The sequence below is a fragment of the Streptosporangium sp. NPDC049078 genome (assembly GCF_040648855.1).
Lineage (GTDB): Bacteria > Actinomycetota > Actinomycetes > Streptosporangiales > Streptosporangiaceae > Streptosporangium.
In genome coordinates this window covers 110,130-130,813 of record NZ_JBEZEL010000023.1, presented here as the reverse complement: position 1 = coordinate 130,813, position 20,684 = coordinate 110,130, and the positions used below count along the sequence as shown (strand labels likewise).

21 protein-coding genes are annotated in these 20,684 nt (G+C 71.1%); 7 read left to right on the top strand and 14 right to left on the bottom strand.

Going from position 1 to position 20,684, the window contains the following annotated elements; genetic code table 11:
• Nucleotides 1-87: 87 nt before the first annotated feature.
• The 9 genes from AB0B90_RS33485 to AB0B90_RS33445 all read right to left on the bottom strand — a co-directional run bounded on the left by AB0B90_RS33485 (nucleotide 88) and on the right by AB0B90_RS33445 (nucleotide 9,462).
• Nucleotides 88-510, bottom strand: coding sequence for a MaoC/PaaZ C-terminal domain-containing protein (locus tag AB0B90_RS33485; RefSeq protein ID WP_350942193.1), 423 nt, complete (start codon nucleotides 508-510; stop codon nucleotides 88-90).
• Nucleotides 507-944, bottom strand: coding sequence for a MaoC family dehydratase N-terminal domain-containing protein (locus AB0B90_RS33480; RefSeq protein WP_350942194.1), 438 nt, complete (start codon nucleotides 942-944; stop codon nucleotides 507-509). The genes AB0B90_RS33485 and AB0B90_RS33480 overlap by 4 nt, the downstream gene beginning before the upstream one ends.
• Nucleotides 941-2,662, bottom strand: a complete 1,722-nt coding sequence (locus AB0B90_RS33475) for an AMP-binding protein (protein ID WP_362926312.1) — start codon at nucleotides 2,660-2,662, stop codon at nucleotides 941-943. The genes AB0B90_RS33480 and AB0B90_RS33475 overlap by 4 nt, the downstream gene beginning before the upstream one ends.
• Nucleotides 2,655-3,827, bottom strand: a complete 1,173-nt coding sequence (locus AB0B90_RS33470; protein ID WP_350942197.1) for an acyl-CoA dehydrogenase family protein — start codon at nucleotides 3,825-3,827, stop codon at nucleotides 2,655-2,657. The genes AB0B90_RS33475 and AB0B90_RS33470 overlap by 8 nt, the downstream gene beginning before the upstream one ends.
• Nucleotides 3,828-3,849: 22 nt before the next feature.
• Nucleotides 3,850-5,049, bottom strand: coding sequence for an FAD-dependent oxidoreductase (locus tag AB0B90_RS33465; RefSeq protein ID WP_350942199.1), 1,200 nt, complete (start codon nucleotides 5,047-5,049; stop codon nucleotides 3,850-3,852).
• Nucleotides 5,049-6,167: an alpha/beta hydrolase gene (locus AB0B90_RS33460; protein ID WP_362926311.1), complete on the bottom strand. Its 1,119-nt coding sequence runs from the start codon at nucleotides 6,165-6,167 to the stop codon at nucleotides 5,049-5,051. Before AB0B90_RS33460 ends, AB0B90_RS33465 begins: the two co-directional genes overlap by 1 nt.
• 83 nt (nucleotides 6,168-6,250) lie before the next feature.
• Nucleotides 6,251-6,751, bottom strand: coding sequence for a VOC family protein (locus tag AB0B90_RS33455; protein ID WP_362903408.1), 501 nt, complete (start codon nucleotides 6,749-6,751; stop codon nucleotides 6,251-6,253).
• Nucleotides 6,752-6,830: 79 nt separating this feature from the next.
• Nucleotides 6,831-7,928 carry a zinc-binding dehydrogenase gene (locus tag AB0B90_RS33450; protein WP_362926310.1) on the bottom strand — a complete coding sequence of 366 codons (1,098 nt, stop codon included), beginning with the start codon at nucleotides 7,926-7,928 and terminating at the stop codon, nucleotides 6,831-6,833.
• Nucleotides 7,929-7,959: 31 nt separating this feature from the next.
• Nucleotides 7,960-9,462, bottom strand: coding sequence for an aldehyde dehydrogenase family protein (locus AB0B90_RS33445; RefSeq protein ID WP_350942205.1), 1,503 nt, complete (start codon nucleotides 9,460-9,462; stop codon nucleotides 7,960-7,962).
• A gap of 164 nt (nucleotides 9,463-9,626) precedes the next feature.
• Between AB0B90_RS33445 and AB0B90_RS33440 the strand changes: the two genes are divergently transcribed.
• Nucleotides 9,627-10,628 (top strand): aldo/keto reductase, encoded by a 1,002-nt coding sequence (locus AB0B90_RS33440; RefSeq protein WP_362926309.1) that lies wholly within the window; start codon nucleotides 9,627-9,629, stop codon nucleotides 10,626-10,628.
• A gap of 159 nt (nucleotides 10,629-10,787) precedes the next feature.
• Here AB0B90_RS33440 and AB0B90_RS33435 read toward each other — a convergent pair whose 3' ends face one another.
• Genes AB0B90_RS33435 through AB0B90_RS33415 form a run of 5 tightly spaced genes read right to left on the bottom strand, consistent with a single transcriptional unit; the run spans nucleotide 10,788 to nucleotide 15,658 of the window.
• Nucleotides 10,788-11,669: a CoA-transferase gene (locus AB0B90_RS33435; RefSeq protein WP_350942209.1), complete on the bottom strand. Its 882-nt coding sequence runs from the start codon at nucleotides 11,667-11,669 to the stop codon at nucleotides 10,788-10,790.
• Nucleotides 11,666-13,252, bottom strand: coding sequence for an AMP-binding protein (locus tag AB0B90_RS33430; RefSeq protein WP_362926308.1), 1,587 nt, complete (start codon nucleotides 13,250-13,252; stop codon nucleotides 11,666-11,668). Before AB0B90_RS33430 ends, AB0B90_RS33435 begins: the two co-directional genes overlap by 4 nt.
• A 13-nt stretch (nucleotides 13,253-13,265) precedes the next feature.
• Nucleotides 13,266-14,045, bottom strand: a complete 780-nt coding sequence (locus tag AB0B90_RS33425; RefSeq protein WP_362926307.1) for an alpha/beta hydrolase — start codon at nucleotides 14,043-14,045, stop codon at nucleotides 13,266-13,268.
• Nucleotides 14,042-14,890: an alpha/beta hydrolase gene (locus tag AB0B90_RS33420; protein ID WP_362926306.1), complete on the bottom strand. Its 849-nt coding sequence runs from the start codon at nucleotides 14,888-14,890 to the stop codon at nucleotides 14,042-14,044. Before AB0B90_RS33420 ends, AB0B90_RS33425 begins: the two co-directional genes overlap by 4 nt.
• Before the next feature lie 6 nt (nucleotides 14,891-14,896).
• A complete protein-coding gene (locus AB0B90_RS33415) occupies nucleotides 14,897-15,658 on the bottom strand; it encodes a CoA-transferase (protein WP_362903422.1) in 762 nt (253 codons plus the stop codon).
• A gap of 227 nt (nucleotides 15,659-15,885) precedes the next feature.
• On the opposite strand from AB0B90_RS33415, the gene AB0B90_RS33410 reads away from it, so the two are divergent.
• From AB0B90_RS33410 to AB0B90_RS33385, 6 genes are all read left to right on the top strand, one after another.
• Nucleotides 15,886-16,776, top strand: a complete 891-nt coding sequence (locus AB0B90_RS33410; RefSeq protein WP_362903424.1) for a DUF6282 family protein — start codon at nucleotides 15,886-15,888, stop codon at nucleotides 16,774-16,776.
• A gap of 96 nt (nucleotides 16,777-16,872) precedes the next feature.
• A complete protein-coding gene (locus AB0B90_RS33405; protein WP_350942218.1) occupies nucleotides 16,873-17,802 on the top strand; it encodes a hypothetical protein in 930 nt (309 codons plus the stop codon).
• The gene (locus tag AB0B90_RS33400) at nucleotides 17,799-18,566 is read left to right on the top strand and encodes an aldolase/citrate lyase family protein (protein ID WP_362926305.1); all 768 of its coding nucleotides are present in this window, start codon (nucleotides 17,799-17,801) and stop codon (nucleotides 18,564-18,566) included. Before AB0B90_RS33405 ends, AB0B90_RS33400 begins: the two co-directional genes overlap by 4 nt.
• Nucleotides 18,563-18,973, top strand: coding sequence for a lipocalin-like domain-containing protein (locus AB0B90_RS33395; RefSeq protein WP_362926304.1), 411 nt, complete (start codon nucleotides 18,563-18,565; stop codon nucleotides 18,971-18,973). Before AB0B90_RS33400 ends, AB0B90_RS33395 begins: the two co-directional genes overlap by 4 nt.
• Nucleotides 18,970-19,842, top strand: coding sequence for an amidohydrolase family protein (locus tag AB0B90_RS33390; RefSeq protein WP_362926303.1), 873 nt, complete (start codon nucleotides 18,970-18,972; stop codon nucleotides 19,840-19,842). Before AB0B90_RS33395 ends, AB0B90_RS33390 begins: the two co-directional genes overlap by 4 nt.
• Before the next feature lie 35 nt (nucleotides 19,843-19,877).
• Nucleotides 19,878-20,660, top strand: coding sequence for an amidohydrolase family protein (locus tag AB0B90_RS33385; protein WP_362926302.1), 783 nt, complete (start codon nucleotides 19,878-19,880; stop codon nucleotides 20,658-20,660).
• The last annotated feature ends 24 nt before the right edge of the window (nucleotides 20,661-20,684 follow it).

Sequence of the window (20,684 nt, the reverse complement as noted above, 5' to 3'; positions counted from 1 at the left end):
CCTTCGTCGGAGATGACCGCGGTGGAGATGCCTGACATGTCCGTCACGTCGCCTCACCTTCGTCGGAGATGACCGCGGTGGTCTTCATCACGTCGCCTCGCCCTCGTCGGTGACGATCGCGGTGGCGGTGCCGGACAGCACCTCCACGCCCGCCGCGTTCACCGCCGAGACGGTGAGCTCGGCGCGTCGCTGCCCGTCAACGGTGTCCACCGAGGTCACGGTCGCCGTCGCGGTGATCGTGTCGCCGGGCCAGACGGGCGCCTTGAACCGGGCCCGGTAGCGCCGGATGTTCTCGTGCCCGAACCAGTCGGTCAGCACGCGGCCGGCCAGGCCCATGGTGAGCATCCCGTGCGCCATGACGGTCGGGTTGCCGGCGATCCGGGTGGCGAACGGCTCGTCGGTGTGCAGCGGGTTGAAGTCGCCACCGGCACCGGCGTACATCACGATCTGCGTCCGCTTGAGGTCCGTCACGACGACCCGGCGCACCTCCTGGTCGGTGGTCACGGTCATCGGCCCGCCTCCGGGGTGTCGTCGGTCTTGGGGGTGACCGTAACGGAGACCGTGGTCGAGCGGGCGACCAGCTCTTCCTCGGCGTCGAAGAAGTCGACGTGCCGCTCGGCGAAGTTGAGCACGCCCTTCCCGCCGGTCTTCTGCCAGGTCTTTCCCTCCCGCTTGCGGGCCGTCAGCGTCTCGCCGATCCGGAGCGGGCGGAAGTACTCGAACTCCTGCTCGGCGTGCAGGCCGCCTCCTCCGCCGGACGACACGCCGGGCCCGGACCCGGAGCCGTTCCAGGGCCGGTCGGGACGCATCCGCAGCCCCCAGTCCGGATCGAACTGGGCGAAGGCGATCGGGAAGGTGGGCGGGACCACGTCGGCGTCCTCGCCCAGGGCGCGGGCGAAGGCCCGCACATGGCCCTGTTCGATCGGGAACGGTATGCCGGTCACGAGGCTGTCTCCTCTGCTTGCAGGTGGCGGGTCGCCACGTCACGGGCCGACGCGCGGTTGATCTTTCCGGCCGGGCTCCGGGGGAGCGAGTCCACCCTGACGATCCGGCGCGGGCGCTTGTAACCGGCGAGCCGCTCGGCCACGTGCCTGCTCAGTGTCTCGTCCTCGATGTCGCCGAGCGCGCTCGCCGGGGCGACGACGGCGGTCACGATCTGGCCCCAGCGGGGGTCGGGAACGCCGACGACGACGGCGTCGGTGATCTTCGGGTGGGTGAGCAGCGCCTCTTCGACCTCCTCGGGGAAGACCTTCTCTCCCCCGGTGTTGATCACGCCGTCGCCCCGGCCGAGCAGGATCAGCCTGCCGTCGGCGTCCAGCGAGGCGAGGTCACCGGGCGCCGAGTAGCGGACGCCGTCGATGACCCGCCAGACCCGCGCCGTCCGGTCCGGGTCCTTGAGGTACCCGACCGGCTGGGGTCCGGCGCTGGCCAGGATGCCGATCTGTCCGGTGCCCGGGGTGATGTCCTCGTCGTTCTCGTCGAGCACCCGGGCGACGGGGGCGAGGGTGAACCGCCCGTCCACCAGGTCGGCCTCCGAGCGAGCCAGGGCCATCCCGAAGGGGCCGCCCTCCGAGGCCGAGATGTTGTCGATCAGGGTGAGGTCGCCGCCGTGCCGCAGCAGTTCCCGCTTGACGCCGACGCTCCACACGACGCCGGAGCTGGTCATCTTGCGCAGGCTGCCGATGTCGTACGGCGTGCCCGCGCTCTGGGCGGCGGCGAGGGAGTCCACCAGCGGGCGGCCGAACGCGTCGCCGACGATGACCATCTCGGTGACCGCGTTCTGCTGCACGGTCCGCCACACCTCGTCCGCGTCGAGGGATTTGGAGGTGCAGAAGCAGATCGTGCCGCCGCCGTACAGGGAGCGCAGTGTCTGCAGCAGGCCGGTGCCGTGGATGAGCGGCGACATCGGCAGCACGACGGGGGCGGTGAACCTCTCGTGCAGCTCGCGCACCCGCGCCCGCACGTCGTCCGGTGTCTTCGGCGCGTCCATACCGTGCTGGCGGAAGACCGACGCGATGATGCCCAGCAGCCCGTCACGGTCCCAGACGACGCCCTTGGGCCGGCCGGTCGTGCCGCCGGTGAGCAGGATGATGCCGTGCGGCGAGTCGGTGTCCGTCTCCCGGTGGACCGGGCCGTGCTCGGCCGCCCACTCGAAGGACAGCGCCGGTGCGGGCGGCTCGCCGTCCGATCCGACCTCCATGAGCAGGTTCAGCCCGGGAAGGTCGTCCATCCGCCGGACCTGGTCGGCCAGGCCGGTGTCGTAGACGAAGGCGACCGCGTCGGTGTAGTCGAGCACGTAGTGCAGCTCTGGGGCGAGATAGCGGTAGTTGATGTTGACCGGCTGCGCGCCCAGCTTGAACGCGGCGAGGATGGTCTCCAGGTACGCGAACGAGTTGTACAGGGAGATCGCGACGGTCGAGCCGACGCCGACCCCGCGTTCCGACAGCACCCCGGCCAGGCGGGCGGCGCGGGCCTCCAGCTCGGTGTAGCCGATCGACCGGTCGCCCTGGATCATCGCGGGCCGATCCCCCGCGGCCTCCGCCGCGGCGCGCAGAGCCGTGGCGATGCTCATCTTCCGCTCGGTGAAGGAGCCGGTGAGGGAGCCGACGGGCGAGTCGGCGAGGGAGTCGGCCGGGGAGGAGGTGGGGATGGGATCAGGCAAGGTGGCCTCCGATTCGGGTGTGACCGCGTAGCAGATCGCGCGAGATGATGAGCCGCTGCACCTCGTCGGTGCCTTCGAAGATGCGCATCGCCCGGACGGCGCGATACCAGCCTTCGAGGGGAAGCTCCTTGGTGTAGCCCATTCCGCCGTGGATCTGCAGTGCCCGGTCCACGACGCGGCCGACCATCGCGGTGCAGAAGAGCTTCGCCATCGCCGACGCGTGTCTGGCGTCGGCCCCCCGGTCGACGTCCCAGGCGGCCCGGAGGGCGAGCCATCGGGCCGCTTCGAGCTCGGTCTCCGAGTCGGCGATCATCCACTGGATCGCCTGGTTCCTGCCGATCTTGCGGCCGAAGGTCTCGCGCAGGCCGGCGTAGTCCACCGCCATCGTCAGGCAGCGCTCGGCGATGCCGACGCAGTGCGCGGAGATCACGTAGCGTCCCTTGCCGACCCAGCGCATGGCGAGCTGGAAGCCGCCGCCGACCTCGCCGAGGACCTTGCCGGCCGGCACCCGTACGTCGTCGAAGGAGAGCGAGGCGGGCTGGTGCCAGCTGCCCATCGTGCTGATGGGCGAGGAGGTCCAGCCCGCCTCCCGGTCGACGAGGAACGCGGTCGCCCCGTGGTGGGCGCCCTTGTCCCGGTCGGTGAGCGCGATGACGATCGCGTAGTCGGCGTCGTGGCCGTTGCTGATGAAGGTCTTCTCGCCGCTGATCAGCCAGTCGTCGCCGTCCCGCCGCGCGTACGTGCTGATCGCCCCGGCGTCCGATCCCGCGCCCGGCTCGGTCAGCGCGAAGCAGCCGAGGCGCTCGCCCTCGATCGTCGGCTTCAGGTACTCCTCCTGCTGGGCGGCGTCCGCGCCGTACAGGATGTTGTCGGCCTCCCCGCCGAAGCGGAAGGGCACGCAGGTCTTCGCGAGCTCGATGTGGATCAGCGACTGGGTGACCGCGGGGAGCGCCATCCCGCCGTACTCCTCGGGTGTGCTGAGCCCCCAGAAGCCGAACTCGCGCGCCTTGGCCCGCAGCCGGCGCTCCTCGTCCCTCGGCAGCCTGGCGCCGCCCTCGCGCACCAGCCTGAGGAAGTCCTCCTCGAGCGGGAGGAGCTCCTTGGCGACGAAGGCGCGCACGGTGTCGCGGATGTCCCGCTGTTCGTCGCTCAGCTCGAAGTCCATCGGGTCTCCTTCGGTACGCGGGTCATCGGGCCCGAGGCGGCAGGTCGTGGGCGCGTACGTTGGAGATCATCGCGGCGTCCATCATCCAGGTGTGGGCCCGCAGCGGATCCGCCACGATCTCCGACATCTGGAGCTGGAACCTGCGCCGCTCGGACTCGTCCTGCTCGGCCATCGCGGTGGTCGTGCGGTGGGTGATCTCCTGCACCGCCTCGACCGCGGCCTTGCGCCTGCGGTGCGCCCAGGCGTCCAGCACGTCCGGGGCGGCCTCGCCGCGGAGCACCGCGCTGAGCTGGACGGACAGGTCGAACGCGTCGTGGATGCCGCCGTTGAGCCCCATGCCGCCCATGGGGCTGTTGACGTGCGCCGCGTCGCCGAGCAGCAACACCCGGCCCCGGCGGAAGGTGTCGGCGACCCGCTGGTGCACGGAGTAGACCTTCCGTTCGCGCAGCGGCAGCTCGGGGCGGTCGCCGAAGACGCCGCGCAGCCGGTCGGCGACGTACCGGTCGGAGACGGCCTCCTCGCCGGTGACGTGGGGCGGCACCGAGACGACGAGCCGCCAGACGTCCGGCACCCGGAGGATCAGCAGGTGCTCCACCGGGTCGGCGATGTAGTTGACGTCACAGATCCCCGGCAGCAGCGTCTCCACCGGATAGTCGATGCTCAGCACGAGATAGCGATGCTCGTAGGTGAGCCCCTCGAACGAGCTGCCGAGCGCCTTGCGGACGGTGCTGCGCGCACCGTCGGCGGCGAGCACCCAGCGGGCCGCGACCTGCTCCCCGGAGGCGGTGGTCAGCAGCGCGTCGTCCTCGCCCTGACGCACGTCCGTCACGCCCGTGGCCAGCCGCAGGTCGACCGGGGCGGGACACTCGCTGATCGCGTCCTTGAGGATCTGGGTGTACTTGTACTGTTCGAGCTGCAGTCTGAAGGGATAGTCGGTCTCGTCGGCGAGTGTGCCGAAGTCGAACTCCGCGATCAGCCCGTCGCGGCGGTCGTGCACCTGGTACTTCCGCGCGACGATGCCGGCCTCCAGCATCGTCGTGACGACGCCGAGGTCGCGGGCGATCTCGATCGTCGGCGGGTGGAAGGTCGAGGCCCGCCACTCGGTGCTGAGCCGGTCGCTCTCCTCGAAGACGGTGACGGACGCGCCGCGCCTGGCCAGCGCGAGGGCCGCGGTGAGCCCGACCGGGCCGGCGCCGACCACGGCCACGTCGAGGGTGCCCATCAGTTGCTCCACTCGGCGATGTGGTCGCACATGACCCTGGCCAGGTCGGGGCGGCCCTGGAAGTAGTGGTCCGCCTCCTTGATCTCGACCAGCTCGCGCCTGTCGTGCGCGACGGCCTCGTACATGGTGCGGGCGTGGCTGGGGAAGGCGGCGCAGTCGGCCGATCCGTACACGACCATGACGGGCGCCTGCACCTGGGGAAGGGCGACGTAGGCGTTGGCCCGGCTGTGGTCGTAGCTCCACTGGCTCAGCCAGGAGCGCAGGCTGGTGAGGTGGCCCAGCGACGCCGGCTGGAAGTTGGCCGCCCAGGGGCTGCCCCACAGGGTGCCGGTCCGCCGGTCGGAGGGGTCGAGGGCGAGGTCGAGGAAGCGCGGGTCGGCCGCCGTGCCGTGCACGACGAAGGGCAGGTCGTCGGGCGCGACCTTCTCCCCGTCCGCCGACTCGCGGATGTGTCCGCGCAGTGCTTCGAGCTGTTCGGTGACCCAGCCGGAGATCCGGCGGTTGCGGTCGATCTGGGCGCGGCGGTAGCGCTCGACGAACTCCTCGCCGTAGGCCGGCCCGTTCGCGGGGTTGAACATGTCGAGCGAGTCGTCCCGGTCGAAGGGCCGCTGCTCGTCGGTGACGGCCGGGTCGAGCCCTTCGGTGTAGACGACCGCCCGGCCGGGGTGCGCCATGGCCATGACGACCTTGTCGGCCGGGATGAGCCCGGCGCCGGCGAGGTCGACGGGGTCACCGGCCGGGGTGTGGGTGATGGTCGGGTTCTCCGCCTGCGCCTGGTAGAGCGCGGCGAGGCCGCCGCCGCCGGAGTTTCCGACCAGGACGATCCGCTGGTAGCCCAGCTCGCGAAGGTGCCGGATCGCCGCGCCGATGTCCAGGAGGCAGTTCTCCATGATGAGCGCGGAGTCGTTGCCGACGTAGCGGGTGGCGAGCCCGACCGCGGCCACCCCGCGGTGGGCGAGCTCTTCCAGGGCGTAGTGACCGATGAAGTTGGACGCCGGATGCACGATCAGTACGGCGGTCGTGGGGGGCCGCAGATCGTTTTTCCAGAGGGTGGCCCAGATCTTCCCGCTCATCCGGGCGACACCGGAGTTGATGTCCAGGCGTCCGCCGGGCGTCATCGGTATGGGGAGTAGTTCGCGGGACAGCACGAGGCGGCTCCTGATCAGCGCGGATGGGGCGGGGTGGGGTCGGTGGCCGTGCGCTATCCGCGCGCGGTCCACTTCCGCAGCGTCTCGACGCCCGCGCGCGCGTCGGCGTCGTCGAGGGGGCGGGTCTGCAGTGTCAGCTCGATCCGGACCCCGTTCGGGTCGAAGAGGTAGAGGGACTCCCAGACCCCGTCGTGGTCGACGATGCCCACCGTCTCCACGCCCTTGGCCGCGAAGTGCGCCTGCCACTCGTGGAGCTCCTCCATGGAGTCGACGTTGAGTGCGATGTGCCGGACCCAGGAGGGCACCGAGTCGGGGCCGGGGTTGGGCATGTCGTCGACCTCGAAGAAGGCGATGGCGCTGCCGTCGCCGAGTCCGAAGAAGGTGTGCAGGTAGGGGGTGCGGGCTCCGCTGGAAGGCACCTCGTTCAGCTGGATCGCGGTGAGCAGCTCGCACTTGAGGACCTCGGTGTAGAAGTCGTGCGTCGCCTGGGAGTCCCACGTCGGATAGGCGATGTGGTTGAGCGAGCGGGGTGCGCGGAGATCGGCTGTCGCCATCATCTGATCCTCAGTGTGTCAATTATCGGACAAGTAGTCCGGAATTTGAATTGATTGTCTGTTCGTGCATGTCAACTTGTCAACTGCGGTCCGAAGGGATCACCACGCCGCGCAGCGTCTCTCCGGCCAGCAACCGGTCGTAACCCTCCTGCGCGTCGGCGAGGCCGAACGTGCCCGAGACGTACTCGTCCAGCGGCAACCGGCCGTCCAGATAGAGGCCCGCGAGCAGGGGCAGATCCCGTGAGGCCACGCAGTCTCCCCAGATCGAGACCCGGATCGACCCGCCGGTGAGGAACAGCCGCCTCAGCCGCACCTCGGCCAGGTCCCCCTGCTTCGGGGCGCCGACGATCACCAGCCGTGAGCCGGGAGCCCGCAGGCCGTCCGCCGTCGCGAAGGTGGCGGGTCCGCCCACCGCGTCCAGGACGACGTCCGCGCCCATGCCGTCGGTGAGTTCGCGTACGCGCTCTCCGGGCTCCTCCCGAGACGCGTCGATCAGGTGGGTGGCGCCGAACCGCTCGGCGACGGCGAGTTTGCCGGGATTGGTGTCGATCGCGATGATCCGCCGCGCCCGCGCGTACGCGGCCCCGGCGACGGCCGCGATCCCCACGCCGCCGCATCCGATCACCACCACGTCGTCGGCCGGCCCGGTCTCCGCGGTGTTGACCGCCGCGCCGAAGCCGCTGGGCACGCCACAGCCGAGCAGCGCGGCTATCCGAGGCGGCACCCTCGGGTCGATCGCGATCGCCTGCCTGGCGGGTACGACGACCCGTTCGGCCAGGCCGCCGATGCCGAGCACCGGGGTCGCGGCGGCGCCGTCACCGAGGCCGACCTTCGGCCGGCGGGGCAGCCGCGACGCGCACGCCGAGAGCCGTCCCGCGTGGCAGTGCTTGCAGGTCCCGCAGGCCACCATCGGCGCGACGACGACACTGGCACCCGCCACGACGCCCGTCGCGTCCGGCCCCAGGGCCTCGACGACGCCGGCCACCTCATGGCCGACCAGGTAGGGGAAGTCGGTCCCCGACGTGCCGTGCATGAAGTGCACGTCGCTGTGGCACAGCCCGCAGGCGGTCACCCTGATCAGCACCTCGTCGCCGGTCGGGTCCCGCAGCGGGATGTCCTCGACGTTCAACGGCCCGTGCGCCTCTCGGACGACGGCGCCTCGGTAGTGGGCGGGCATGGATCACTCCTCGGATCGGGGTGGCTGAAGGTCAGTACCAGCGGGGCGCGTCGGCCGCGGCGGTGTCCACGATCACCGTCTTGAGCTCCGTGTAGGCCTCGTGCCCCACCCGGCCGAGTTCTCGGCCGACGCCTGACAGGCCGACGCCGCCGATCGGGGCGTCCAGCGCCAGCGCCCCGTAGGAGTTGATCCAGAAATAGCCCGACCGCACGGCTCTGGCGGTCGTGAGCGCCCGGTCCAGGTCACGGGTCCAGCAACCGCCCACCAGGCCGAACGGGGAGTCGTTGGCGAGCGCGACCGCCTGCTCCGCGCCGCTGAACCGCTGGACGGTGAGGACCGGTCCGAAGACCTCGTCGTACACGATGTCGGGCACCCGCGGCAGTCCCGAGGGGATCTCCAGCACGGTGGGCGCGACGAACGCGCCGTCGGGATGGACGCCGGCCGGTCGGCCACCGCCCGCCAGCACGCGCGCGCCCTGGTCCACGGCCGTGTCGATCATCGCGAGGACCCTCGCCGCCTCCCCCTCCGAGATGAGCGCGCCCAGCTGGGTGTCCGGCGCGAACGGGTCGCCGACCCTGATCGAGCGCGCCACGTCGGCGACCCGTTCGACGAACGCGTCCGCGACCGGGTCCTCGACCAGGAGCCGGGAGCCGGAGAAACATCGCTGACCGGCGTTGCGGAAGATGCCGCCGACCGTGGCGTGCAGGGCGGCGTCCAGGTCCGCGTCGGCGTAGACGATGTTCGCGGACTTCCCGCCGAGCTCCAGCAGCACCCGTTTCACCCCGTCCGCCGCCGAGGCCATCACCTGCCGGCCGACCGAGGTGCTGCCGGTGAACGACACCATGCTCACCCCGGGATGCTCGACCAGCCGGCGGCCCACCTCTCCCGCGCCCTGGACCACCTGGACGAGACCGTCGGGGAGTCCGGCGGCGGTGAGGATCCTGGCGAACACCGGCGCCGCGAGCGGGCTGAGCTCGGGTGCCTTGATCACGATCGCGTTCCCCGCCGCGAGGGCCGGGCCGGCCTTCTGCGCCGCGAACATGAGGGTGGTGTTGAAGGGGATGATCGCCGCCACCACCCCCACCGGCTCCCGGAAGGTCATTCGCAGCGTGGATCCGTCCGCCGGCAGGGTGATGCCTTCGAGGCCGGACGCCCAGCCCGCCGCACCGCGCAGGTGGGCAGCCGCCACGAAGACGTCGCCGCGCGCCTCCGCCAGCGTCTTGCCGTTGTCCAGCGCGACCAGGTGGGCGAGTCGCGGCGCCCGCGACTCGATCAGGTCGGCGGCCATCCGCAGGATCCGCGCGCGTTCGTGCGGGGAGGTGCGCGCCCAGGCGGGCTGGGCCGCGACCGCGCCGGCCACGGCCTCGTCGACGAAGCCGGCCGTCGCCGCCTCGACCTCCGCGATCGGCGAGCCGTCGCCCGGATGACAGGTCGTGAAGACCGGCCCGCCGCCACCGCGCAGAGCGCCCCCGACGAAGCTGTGCGCCGCAGGTAACTCCGCGACGGCGAGGTGCTCGGACAGGTTTGTGCTCATCGAGGAGACTCCTTGGGCGGATCCGTGGCGTGGCCCAGGTGCATGTGCGGTCAGAAGCGTGACTACCTGCCGGACCAGTGCTCTTTACCTCATCTGCTCACGAACGCTACCATCAAAATTCAAATATAGGACTCGTCGTCCGATAAATGGAATCAGGAGATCTCGTGGAGTTCACCAACCTCGGTCGCAGCGGTCTGACGGTCAGCCGGCTGGTGCTCGGCACCGACAACTTCGGCACCCAGACGACCGAGGAGGACGCGTCCAAGATCATGGATCACGCCCACGAGCTGGGGATCAACCTGATCGACACGTCCGACGTGTACGGCTGGCGGTTCGGCGAAGGACTCACCGAGCAGATCATCGGCCGGTGGCTGTCCACCGGCGGGGGCCGCCGTGAGCGCACCGTGCTCAGCACCAAGCTGTACGGCCGGATGTCCGAGTGGCCGAACCACGCCGGCCTGTCCGCCCTGCACATCCGGCGCGCCTGCGAGGCGTCGCTCCGGCGGCTGCGCACCGACTACATCGACATCTACCAGATGCACCACATCGACCGATCGACTCCGTGGGACGAGATCTGGGAGGCGATGGACGTGCTCAAAACCCAGGGCAAGATCGTCTACGTGGGGTCGTCCAACCAGCCCGGCTGGCACCTCGCCGCCGGGCAGGAAGCCGCCGCCCGGCGCGGCCGCCCCGGTCTGGTGAGCGAACAGACCATCTACAACCTGCTCGAACGCACCGCCGAGCTGGAGGTCCTGCCCGCCTGCGCGCACTACGGCGTCGGCATGATGCCGTGGTCGCCGCTCGACGCCGGCCTGCTCGGCGGGATCCTGCGCAAGGAGCGGGAGAACCGGATGGGCACTCCGCTCCCCGGAGCCAAGGTGGCGACCCACCGGGGCAAGCGACTGGTCAAGCTGGACCGGCACCGCGCCGCCATCCAGGCGTTCGAGGACCTGTGCGACGAACTCGGCGAGAACCCCGCCGACGTGGCGATGGCCTGGCTGCTGGGGCGGCCCGGCGTGACCGCGCCGATCATCGGGCCGCGTACCCTCGCCCAGCTCGACGCCGCCACCCGCGCCTTCGAGGTGTCCCTGGACGACAAGACGCTCGAGCGCCTCGACGCCATCTTCCCCGGTCCCGGACCCGCGCCGGAGGCCTACTCCTGGTAGGCCCCGGGCGGGCGGGCCCGGTTCAGCGGAACGTCTGCCGGAGGCCCAGGGGCTCGCCCCGCGGAACGTCTGCCGGAGGCTCGCGGTCCGGCTCCGCAGAGCGTCTGCCGGAGGCTCAAGGTCCTCCCGTTCAGCGGAACGTGAGGACCAGGGCCCGGTTCAGCGGAACGTCTGCTGGAGACCCAGGAGGCGCCGGGCGCCCAGCTTGTCCAGATACTCCTGGTGGTCGTCGACCGAGAACACGTACTTCTCCAGATACTCCTTGGTCCGGTCCTGGGCGGCGAGGTCCCGGTACTCCACCAGCTGCTCCCGGTCGTAGGCGTAGTGCCCCGGCGAGGACAGCGGGTGCGAGCCGTAGGGCGCGTGCGCGACGCTGTCGACGATCGCGCCGGGGATGGACACCAGGCGCGGATCCGGGGCCGGGGCGTACTCGTCCAGAATCTCGTCCGAGCTGATGACGACGTGGTCGCACGCCTTCGCCATCACGTCCTCGAACCGCCGCTGGCCGAAGACCTGCGCGTTGCCCTTACGGTCGGTGACCTGCGCGTGGAACAGCCCGTAGTCGGCGCGCAGGGCGGGGATGGTGGTCACCGTCTTTCCGGTGTACGGGTCGGTCGTGGACCGGATGTCCTTGTTGACCTTGGGCAGGTCGGTCCCCTCGTAGAGCGCGGGCAGCGGCAGGAACGGCAGCCGGCTGGCCCCGGCCCGGAACCCGTAGACGATGTAGGCCTCGTCCGCCTCGACGATCTCGATCGACCGGCTCTCCGCGGCGCGGCGGTAGTTCGGCGCCATGCCGAGGAACTCCAGCCCCACGTAGGAGACGTGCAGCCGCCGGACGCAACCGGCGGCGATCAGCATGTCCACCGGCGGGCCGCCGCTCGGCGTCGGGATCAGCTCCAGATCCTTGACCCCGCGCCGGATCAGCGCGTTCACCAGCGCCATCGGGCTGTTGTGGGAGTGCACGCCGCCCAGCGCGATCGTGGCTCCGTCGGGGATGCCGGCGACCGCCTCCTCGGGGGTCGTCACCTTGTTCGCGCTCATCGCCTGAACTCCTTAACCGGACCGGCGTCGCCGCCGGTCGTCACCTCGCCGAGCAGGCGCACCTCGGTGACGCGCTTCAGCTCGGCTCTCCTGATCTTGCCGCCCTCGTCGACCGGCAGGTCGGTCACGAACTCCACCTCGCGGGGCCGCTTGTAGCCGGCGAGCCGTTCCGCGCAGTAGTCGAGGACCTGCTGCTCCGTCAGTTCCTCACCCGGCGCCCGCTGCACCAGCGCCTTGACCGACTCGCCGAACCGCTCGTGCGGCACCCCGATCACCGCGGCGCGGGCGACGCCGGGGCAGGCCTGCAGCACCGCCTCGACCTCGCCGGCGTACACGTTCTGCGCCCCCGACCGGATCACGCCCTGCGCCCGGTCGGCGAGATAGATGTAGCCGCGCTCGTCCCGCCAGGCCATGTCGCCGAGCCGGAGCCAGCCGTCCTTGAGTACCGCGCGGGTCACCTCCGGCTGGCTCCAGTAGCCGGAGAACACGCTGGTCGCGCGGATCCGCATCTCGCCGGTCTCCCGTACGGCCACCTCGCGGTCCTCCGCGTCGAAGATCCTGACGTCGGCGAACGCGGCCGGTCTGCCCACCGGGACGATGGAGGCGGCCTCGGTGCGCAGGAAGTTGCGGTGGTCGTCCGGGGTGAGCAACGCCACGAAACCACCCGCCTCCGTCGCCCCGAACGCGTGGTAGAACTCCAGGTCCAGCGCCTGCGCCAGGGATCGGATCAGGCTCCAGGACACCGACGCGCCGCCGTACCCCACCAGCTTGAGCGCGCTCGCGCGGTGCAGGTCGAGGTCGGGCAGCGCCCGGACCAGGTCGACCAGCATGGTCGGTACCAGGAAGGCGTGCTCGACCCCGAACCTGTCGACGTCGTCGACGAACGCGGCCGGGTCGAAGCGCCGGCGCAGCAGCAGCGGGACGCCGAGGTAGGCGGTGGTCGTCACGAAGGACGCGCCGACCCCCAACGTCAGCGGCACCGAGATCCAGGTCGGGCCGCCGCGCGGCACGTTGACCTCGCACAGGTAGTTGGCCGTGCTGGCGAGCTGCTGGTCGTGCGTGGCCATGCAGCCCTTGGACGCGCCGGTGGTGCCGCTGGTGTAGCGCAGCGAGCGCAGGTCGCCGCCGGTGCCGGTCTCGGGCACGTCGCCCGGGTCACCGGAGGCGACGAGGCTCACGAACGACCCCTGGTCGTCGTCGCCCAGGCCGATGGTGTAGACGCCGCGGATGCCCGGCACCCCTCTCGCGGCCTCGACCGCGGCGGGGGTGTCGCAGATGACGAGGGACGCGCCCGAGTGGGTGAGGATCCTGGCGATCTCGGGCGCGGTGAACCGGGTGTTGATCCCCACGGTGATCAGGTTCGCCTTCCACGAGCCGTGGAAGGCCGTCACGATGTGGTGGCAGTTGGACATCACCAGCGCGACCCTCTCCTGCGCGCGGTATCCGAGCCCGATCAGCGCGTTGGCCAGCCGGTTGGTCTCGATGTCCAGCTCGGCCCAGGACAGCTGGGCCTGGTCACAGATGACTGCGGGCAGCGGGCCGCGTCGTACCGCGTTCTGCCGCAGGAGGTTCTCGATTCGCATGGGTGTCCGTTCGTCAGCGGCCGAGTGCCCGCTCGACCAGGTCGGCGATGAGGTCGGGGCGCTCGATGTGGACGTTGTGCCCCGCGCCGGGCAGCACGGTGACCTGATGGCCGAGCACCTCGGCCATGTCCGCCGGGTCGATGCCGGGGTCGTGGTCGCCGCAGGCGAGTTCGACCGGGCAGGTCACCGCGCGCATGCGCGCGGCGAGTTCGGGGCCGGTGGCCGGGGCGGCCCCGGTGATACCGGGGTCGGCGGAGAGCGCGTAGCCGCCGTCGCGGGCCGTCACCCCACCGGCGCGGTCCTCGTCGGTGAACGCGGGTCCTCGCAGACCCGATATCCGCCCGAACAGCTCGCGGGCCTCTTTCTCCTCGGGAAAGATCCGGACCGGCCGGTCGGCCGTCGCGGACCGCCTGGCCAGCTCCTCCTCGGTCCAGGCGACCTTCATCGCGATCACCGTCAGGGACTCGACCGTGACGCCGTGTGTCCCGTCCGCGACGGTCATCCCGACCAGCCCGCCGAGCGAGTGACCGACGACGTGCAGGGACGCGTTCTCACCCAGTACGCCGGCGAGCGCGGCGGACACCGCGCCGGCGTACCCCTCGGGCGAGTAGTCGTCGCGATGGCCCGAGCGGCCGTGCCCCGGCAGGTCGGCGACGAGCCACCGGTATCGGGTCCCGCGCTCGCGCAGCCGCTCCAGCACCGGCTTCCAGACGGCTCCCGACGCGCCTGAGCCGTGCAGGAAGAGCACCGCGGGGCCGTCGTCGCCGCCGGACTCAAGGTGGAGGTCGCTCATCGTGCCTCCGCCCTCGTCCGCGCGAGGAACCCGAGCGCCACCTCGACGAACTCCGCCGAGCGCTCGATCTGCGGATAGTGTCCGCTGCCGTCGATCGTCTCGGTCCGCGCGTCCGGGATCTGCGCCGCGAGCTCCTGCCAGGTCGGCGCCGGCACCAGCCGGTCGTGCCGCCCCCGGACGAGACAGGTGGGCACGGTGATGCCCCCGTAGTCGCGGGCGGGCGGGCGGACATGGGGCCGTCGCTCGCCGCCGTCACGTCCCGGCGCGCGCAGATTGCCCGCCGCGGCGGTCTCCCACGCCCCGGGGACCATGCAGTACTCGTGGCGGCGGCGCAGGTAGTCTTCGCTGTCCCTCCAGCGCGGGTCGTGGAAGAGGACGTCCATCGACGGACGCAGGCCGTCGAGCGTGCCGTCGAAGTCCTCGAGCACGGCGCGGGCCTCGGCCGCGGGGGCGGCCAGACCGGTGCCCACCACGACCATCGACCGGATCGGCCACTCGGGTGACGGCCGGTTGGCGATGTCGAGCAGCAGTCGTCCGCTGAGGGACGTGCCGATGAAGTCCGCGGAGTCGATCCGCAGGGTGCGCAGCACGCCGGCGACCTGCCGTCGCATGAGCCGACGCTGGCCGCCGAAGTCGCGAAGTTTGTCGCTGTGCCCGAAGCCGACGAAGTCGAGCGCCAGCACGCGACGGTGCTCGGCGAACGCCGGGATGCAGTTCTCCCAGGTGAGCTGTGCGGAGGCGCCGTACTCGCCGCCGTGCAGGAGGATCAGCGCGGGACCGTCCCCGGCCTCCAGATAGTGGGTCGTGCAGCCGTCGGCGACGACGTGGCGATCGTGGAAGCTCATGGGCGCTCAGGCCACGGACGGGTAGCGGCGCAGCACACCGTCGCGGTCGACCTGGGTCCGCAGCAGGGTGAGCTCCTCGTCGCTGGGCGCGCCGACGGTCTGCACGTCGTCGGCGATCAGCAACTCGAATCCGGTCGCCGCCTGGATCTTCTCGATGCTGCTCCACGGGTGCACCTTGATCAGGCGCATCCGCTTGCTCTCCGGCTCGAAGTCGAACACGCCCAGGGGGGTGAACACCCGCCGGGGCCCGTCGGACTCCGGGCGGAAGACCTTGGAGCGGGCGTCGCCGCCGTCGAGCCAGCCCGCGCCGCTGACGAAGTCGACCTTGTCGACGAAGATCTTCGGCGTGTGGTGCTGGGTGTAGATGTAGCTGGTCTTGAAGCCGCCGAGGAAGATCAGGCCGATGGTGCCGGGTCCGCGCACCTTCGGCTTGTCCCAGTCGCCGATCATGGCCATGTTCAGGTTTCCGTGCTTGTCGATCTGCATTCCGCCGAGGAACGCGAAGTCGAAGCGCATCGCCGTCTCGAAGTCCACGACGTCGTCGAGGCTGAAGTGGTATTCGCTGGTCACGAGGTTTCGGTAGTCGGCCGACGACTCGGTCAGCCGCTGGATCTTCGGGTTCATCGCGCCGCTGCCGCCGCAGAAGAAGGACAGGTTGGGCGCGTGCGTGAGCTGCGCCAGGCGCAGCCCGGCGGCGGGAATGTGCGATGCGGCGCCCACGGAGCCGAAGGCACCGTCGGCCATCTCGTGCGAAATGGAGATCGCCATCATCTCCGCCCAGGTATAGGTCGCCTCCGGCACGTGGCCCCCAATCGGGTTTGAGCGACAGCGCAGGTCGTCGCGCTGGAACATCTCGCCGGGACAAGTGCTTGTCAGAACAGCGAGTCGCATTTATCGTACAGTAAGTCCGTAATTTGTAACAATGCTATCGTGGTGGTGTTTCTGTCAAGGGTCGCCATGCCCTCGTCGGTGGCTACCGCGCAGGAGGGACAACGATGACCCGACCCGCGATCGAGCGAGTCCTGCACGGCCTCGTCGACCTGCACTGCCACTCCGGCCCCAACCCGCTGCCGCGCAGGTTCGACCACGTCCAGGCCGCCGAGGACGGTGCGCGGCTGGGCATGCGCGCCTTCCTGGCGAAGTCCCACCACCACAACACGGTGATGGACCTCCTCGCGATGGGCGACCGGCTGAAAGGCGTGAGCACCGCCGTCTACGGCGGCATCGCGCTGAACAACCAGGTCGGCGGCATCAACCCGCACGCGGTGGAGATGTGCCTGCGGATGGGCGGGCGGTGCGTCTGGTTTCCCACCATCTCCTCCGCCGCGCACGTCGACCACCACAACTCCGGCGGCGGCTTCCCCAAACCGACGATCCCCCTCACCACCACCCAGGTCGACGTACGCGGCCCGGACGGCGAGCTCATCCCCGAGGTCGGCCAGGTCATCTCGGTCGTCGCCGAGACCGGCGCGCTGCTCTCCGCCGGGCACATGGCACCCGACGACATCAGGGAGGTCTTCACCGCCGCGCGCGACGCCGGAGTCCGGCGGTTGGTGGTCAGCCATCCGAACTTCGTGATCGGCTCCGACCCGGCGCAGTGCCGGGAGTTCGTCATGCTCGGCGCCTACATCGAGCATGAGACCAGCATGTACGACCCCGAGGTGGCGAACGTGCGGTGGGGTCCGGAAGTGCTGATGGACTGGATCGAGCGGGTCGGGCCCGAACACACCGTGCTCGCCTCCGACCTCGGCCAGGTCGGCCGCCCGATGCCGGTCGACTCCTTCATCCGGGTCGGGTCCGCGCTGCTCGACCTCGGACTGCCGGAGAAGGACCTGCGGCAGATAGTCCGCGTCAACCCCTCGTACCTGCTCGGCCTGGACGACTGACGGTCCGCACCCCTCGCACCCGCTCGGCCCGGACGAGTGACGGTCCGCCCTCTTCGACCCGCTCGGCCCGGACGACTGACTGTAAGGACGAACCACATGTACGGCCCCAACGACCCTCGCGCCGCGCTCAACACGGCGCCGGCCACGACGAACCCGAACGACCCCATCGCCGCGCTCGCCACCTACGAGTTCCTCGCGCTGCCGCCCGACGAGGTCACCGAGCTCGGCAGCAAGACCTGGTACGTCCGCGGCCAGAACTTCGTGCTCGCCTTCACCCGCCTGGCCCCCGGCGACGCGCTCCGCCGCGACGCGGCCGCGCAGCGGGAGGAGTACGTCGTCGTCCTCCCCCACGACGACATCACGATCGACGTGACGGCCGGCGCGGAAAGCCGGACGGTGACCGGGAGCGGCGTGGTCATCGTGCCCCCCGGCGACAGCGAGCTCACCGCGCACGGCGACGCCGACCTGGTCCGCCTGTTCGACGTCCGCACCGCCGACCTCCTCGCACGCTGCGGCAACGCCTCGGAGTACGCCGAGCCACACCCGCGCGTCGCCCTGCTGGAGCCGTGGCCGGATCCGCCCGCCGGCCACCGCCTGCGCGTCTACCGCAACGCCGACTTCCCGCTGCGACCCGGCCGGTTCGGCCGCATCTTCCGGTCCAGCGCCTTCATGGTCAACTTCGGGGACCCCAAGGACGGCCCGCGCGACCCCGACCGGCTCTCCCCCCACCACCACGACGACTTCGAGCAGTGCTCGCTCACCGTCGCCGGCGACTACATCCACCATGTCCGGACGCCCTGGACGTCGAAGCGCTCCCAGTGGCGCGCCGACGAGCACGCGGCCGTCGGCAGCCCCGCCGTCGCGATCATCCCGCCGCCCACCGTGCACACCAGCCAGGCGGTCGGCGACGGCGTGCACATGCTCATCGACATCTTCAGCCCGCCGCGCGCCGACTTCTCCGCCAAGGCCGGATGGGTGCTCAACGCCGACGAGTACCCGGCCCCCGACCACATCACGACCGCATGACGTTCTTCACGACAGCCTCCGCGCAAACGCCGAGGCTGGGTACCTGGATCAAGCTGGCGACCGTCGAGAGCGTCGACATCATGGCCGACGCCGGATTCGACTTCGTGGTGATCGACCTCGAACACTCTCCCATCGACCTCACCCTCGCCGCCCGGATGATCAGCGCCGCCTCGGCGTACGGCGTCGACCCCCTGGTACGCGTGCCCGACCACCAGGCCGGCACCATCCAGCGGGTCCTCGACGCCGGCGCCCGGGGCATCCTCGCCCCCCGCGTCGACTCGGTCGCCGACGCCGAACGGGTGGTGGCGGCGACCCGCTTCCCGCCCCTCGGCCAACGAGGAGCGGGCGGCACCAGCCGCGCGGGCAGGTGGGGACTGATGTCCCGAGACGAGTACGTCCGGGTCGGCAACGAGGACGTCGTCTGCGTACCCCAACTGGAGAGCCCCGCGGCGATCGACGCCGCCGCCGGCATTCTCGCCGTGCCGGGGGTCGACGCGGTGTTCCTGGGCGCCGGTGACCTCTCCCTCGCGCTCGGGGTCCGCATGAACGATCCCGTGGTCAAGGAGTCGCTCGACCGGGCGCGGGCCGCGGCCGCCGCGGCGGGCAAGCCCTGCGGCGCGGCGTGTGTGGACGCGTCGTCGGCCGTCGGGACCGCCGCCCTCGGCCACCAGTTCCTCATCATGGGCAACGACGCCACCATGCTCGCCCGCACGGCCCACTCGATGACGCGGGCGTTCCGGGAGCAGATGGGCGCGACCTCATGATCGTCGGAACCTGGCGGCTGGTCGACTACGTCATGGAGGGCGAGCCCGACGACGGCGCGCGCTCCCTCGGGGACAAGCCGCTCGGCCTGCTCATCTACGGCCCCGACGGCTACATGTCGGTGCAGTACATGGCCGGAGACCGCCCGCTCCTGCGGACGGAGAACTGGCGGTGGACCACCGACGAGGAGAAGCTCGCCGCCGTACGGACCTTCGGCGCGTACGCCGGACGCTACGAATGGTCCGGCGACCGCGTCGTCCACCAGGTCGAGACCGCGATCTATCCCAACTGGATCGGCGCCACCCTGGTCCGCCTCGCCGTCGTGGACGGTGACCGGCTCATCCTGCGCGCCGAGCGAACCCCCGGCAGGCCGCCCACCCCCATCCTCACCTGGGAGCGCATCCGATGACCCCTGCCCTGATCGACGCACACGCGCACCTGGTGACCAACGACCCGGCCTACCCGTTCAACCCGCCCCGCGGCTCGGTCAGCGACGCCGTACGCGACGATCCGATGACCGCGGAACGGCTGCTCGCCGCGATGCGCGACCACGAGCTGTCGGGCGCGGTCGCCGTCCAGCGCGCCCACGTGTTCGGCTACGACAACAGCTACGTGGTGGACTCGGCGGCCCGGCACCCCGACCGGCTCGCCGCGATGTGCGTCCTCGACGCGCAGGCCCCGGACGCTGCGCGGACCGTACGCCACTGGGCGGAGCGCGGCGCCGCGGCCGTCCGCCTCACCTCGCCGGGCGGAGACCAGCACGGCGGCACACCGGGAACGGAGTGGTTCGCCGGAGAGCGGGCCCGCGAGGTGTGGCGGCAGGCGAGCGAACTCGGCCTGTCGATGTGCCTGCACATCTACCGCTGGAACCGCGACGAGAGCCTGCGCGCGCTCGCCGCGGTGACCCGCGAGTTCCCGGACACACCGGTCGTGCTCGATCACATCGCGAGCGTCGAGACGGATCGCCCGGCGCCCTACCCGGGGGCCGGCGAGTTGCTCGCGCTCGCCGACCTGCCGCAGGTCCACGTCAAGGTGACGACGCTCAACTTCGCCAGGATCATCGCCGCGGGCGGTGCGCCGTCGGTCGTGGTCGAATGGCTCGTCTCCCGGTTCGGCGCGGAGCGGGTGCTGTGGGGTTCGGACGTCACCCAGACCGCCGGCGCCTACGCGGACATGGTCGGGATCGCCCGCGAGTCGGTCTCCGGCCTGTCCGCGAGGGACGCCGCCCTGGTCCTCGGCGGGACGGCGGCCTCGCTCTACCGGATCGCGACGCCGTGACGGGTGACGGCTTGTCCGAGAGCGGGGCGCCTCTCGTGGACGCCCATGTCCACCTGTTCACCCGCGCGCTGCCTCTCGCGGCGCGGGCCTGGACCCGGCCCGAGGGGGAGCTGACGGCGGACACGTTCGTGTCGATGATGGACGAGCACGGCGTCGGCTACGGTGTGCTGTCGGCGATGAGCCTGCTCGGCGACCTGAACGACTACACGATCGAGGCGTTGCGGGCGCACGAGCGGCTGCGCGGGACCGTCATCGTCGAGCCCACCGTCGATCGGTACGTCCTGGACCGGATGAGGTCCGACGGTGTGGTGGGCGTCAGGTTCCAGTGGCGACGGCTCGCCGACCTGCCGGACCTCACCGACCCGGCGTACCGGCGGCTGCTGTTCCGGGTCGCGGACCTCGACTGGCACATCGAGCTGAACATCGAGGGCGACCGGTTGCCGCCGGTGCTGGAGCGGCTGACCGCCTCGGGGGTGAAGGTCGTCGTGGACCACTTCGGCGACCCGGACCGGGTCGCCGGCTACACGGGTGCCGGTGGTGCGGCGCTCCTGCGCGCCCTCGACACCGGCAGGGTGTGGGTGAAGCTGTCCGCGGGCTACCGTTTCGGCGTCGGCGAGGACACTCTGGCCGGTCACGCGGCGACCCTGATCGGGACCGCCGGGCCGGACCACGTCTTCTGGGGGAGCGACGCCCCGTTCGTCGGCGCCCGGCATCCGGTCACCTATCGTGACGCCGTCGACTCCTTCGCGCGGCTCGTCCCCGATCCCGCGCTTCGTCGACGGATCTCACTCGCCTCGCACGCGTTCTACTTCGGCTGAGCACGCGCGTCGAGCCGTCCCAGC

Excerpts from the sequence above, each read along its gene's own strand:
- AB0B90_RS33485 (WP_350942193.1), bottom strand. The coding sequence starts at position 510 with ATGACCGTGACCACCGACCAGGAGGTGCGCCGGGTCGTCGTGACGGAC.
- AB0B90_RS33470 (WP_350942197.1), bottom strand. The coding sequence starts at position 3,827 with ATGGACTTCGAGCTGAGCGACGAACAGCGGGACATCCGCGACACCGTG.
- AB0B90_RS33465 (WP_350942199.1), bottom strand. The coding sequence starts at position 5,049 with ATGGGCACCCTCGACGTGGCCGTGGTCGGCGCCGGCCCGGTCGGGCTC.
- AB0B90_RS33460 (WP_362926311.1), bottom strand. The coding sequence starts at position 6,167 with ATGACGCCCGGCGGACGCCTGGACATCAACTCCGGTGTCGCCCGGATG.
- AB0B90_RS33455 (WP_362903408.1), bottom strand. The coding sequence starts at position 6,751 with ATGGCGACAGCCGATCTCCGCGCACCCCGCTCGCTCAACCACATCGCC.
- AB0B90_RS33450 (WP_362926310.1), bottom strand. The coding sequence starts at position 7,928 with ATGCCCGCCCACTACCGAGGCGCCGTCGTCCGAGAGGCGCACGGGCCG.
- AB0B90_RS33445 (WP_350942205.1), bottom strand. The coding sequence starts at position 9,462 with ATGAGCACAAACCTGTCCGAGCACCTCGCCGTCGCGGAGTTACCTGCG.
- AB0B90_RS33435 (WP_350942209.1), bottom strand. The coding sequence starts at position 11,669 with ATGAGCGCGAACAAGGTGACGACCCCCGAGGAGGCGGTCGCCGGCATC.
- AB0B90_RS33430 (WP_362926308.1), bottom strand. The coding sequence starts at position 13,252 with ATGCGAATCGAGAACCTCCTGCGGCAGAACGCGGTACGACGCGGCCCG.
- AB0B90_RS33425 (WP_362926307.1), bottom strand. The coding sequence starts at position 14,045 with ATGAGCGACCTCCACCTTGAGTCCGGCGGCGACGACGGCCCCGCGGTG.
- AB0B90_RS33420 (WP_362926306.1), bottom strand. The coding sequence starts at position 14,890 with ATGAGCTTCCACGATCGCCACGTCGTCGCCGACGGCTGCACGACCCAC.
- AB0B90_RS33415 (WP_362903422.1), bottom strand. The coding sequence starts at position 15,658 with ATGGCGATCTCCATTTCGCACGAGATGGCCGACGGTGCCTTCGGCTCC.
- AB0B90_RS33410 (WP_362903424.1), top strand. The coding sequence starts at position 15,886 with ATGACCCGACCCGCGATCGAGCGAGTCCTGCACGGCCTCGTCGACCTG.
- AB0B90_RS33405 (WP_350942218.1), top strand. The coding sequence starts at position 16,873 with ATGTACGGCCCCAACGACCCTCGCGCCGCGCTCAACACGGCGCCGGCC.
- AB0B90_RS33400 (WP_362926305.1), top strand. The coding sequence starts at position 17,799 with ATGACGTTCTTCACGACAGCCTCCGCGCAAACGCCGAGGCTGGGTACC.
- AB0B90_RS33395 (WP_362926304.1), top strand. The coding sequence starts at position 18,563 with ATGATCGTCGGAACCTGGCGGCTGGTCGACTACGTCATGGAGGGCGAG.
- AB0B90_RS33390 (WP_362926303.1), top strand. The coding sequence starts at position 18,970 with ATGACCCCTGCCCTGATCGACGCACACGCGCACCTGGTGACCAACGAC.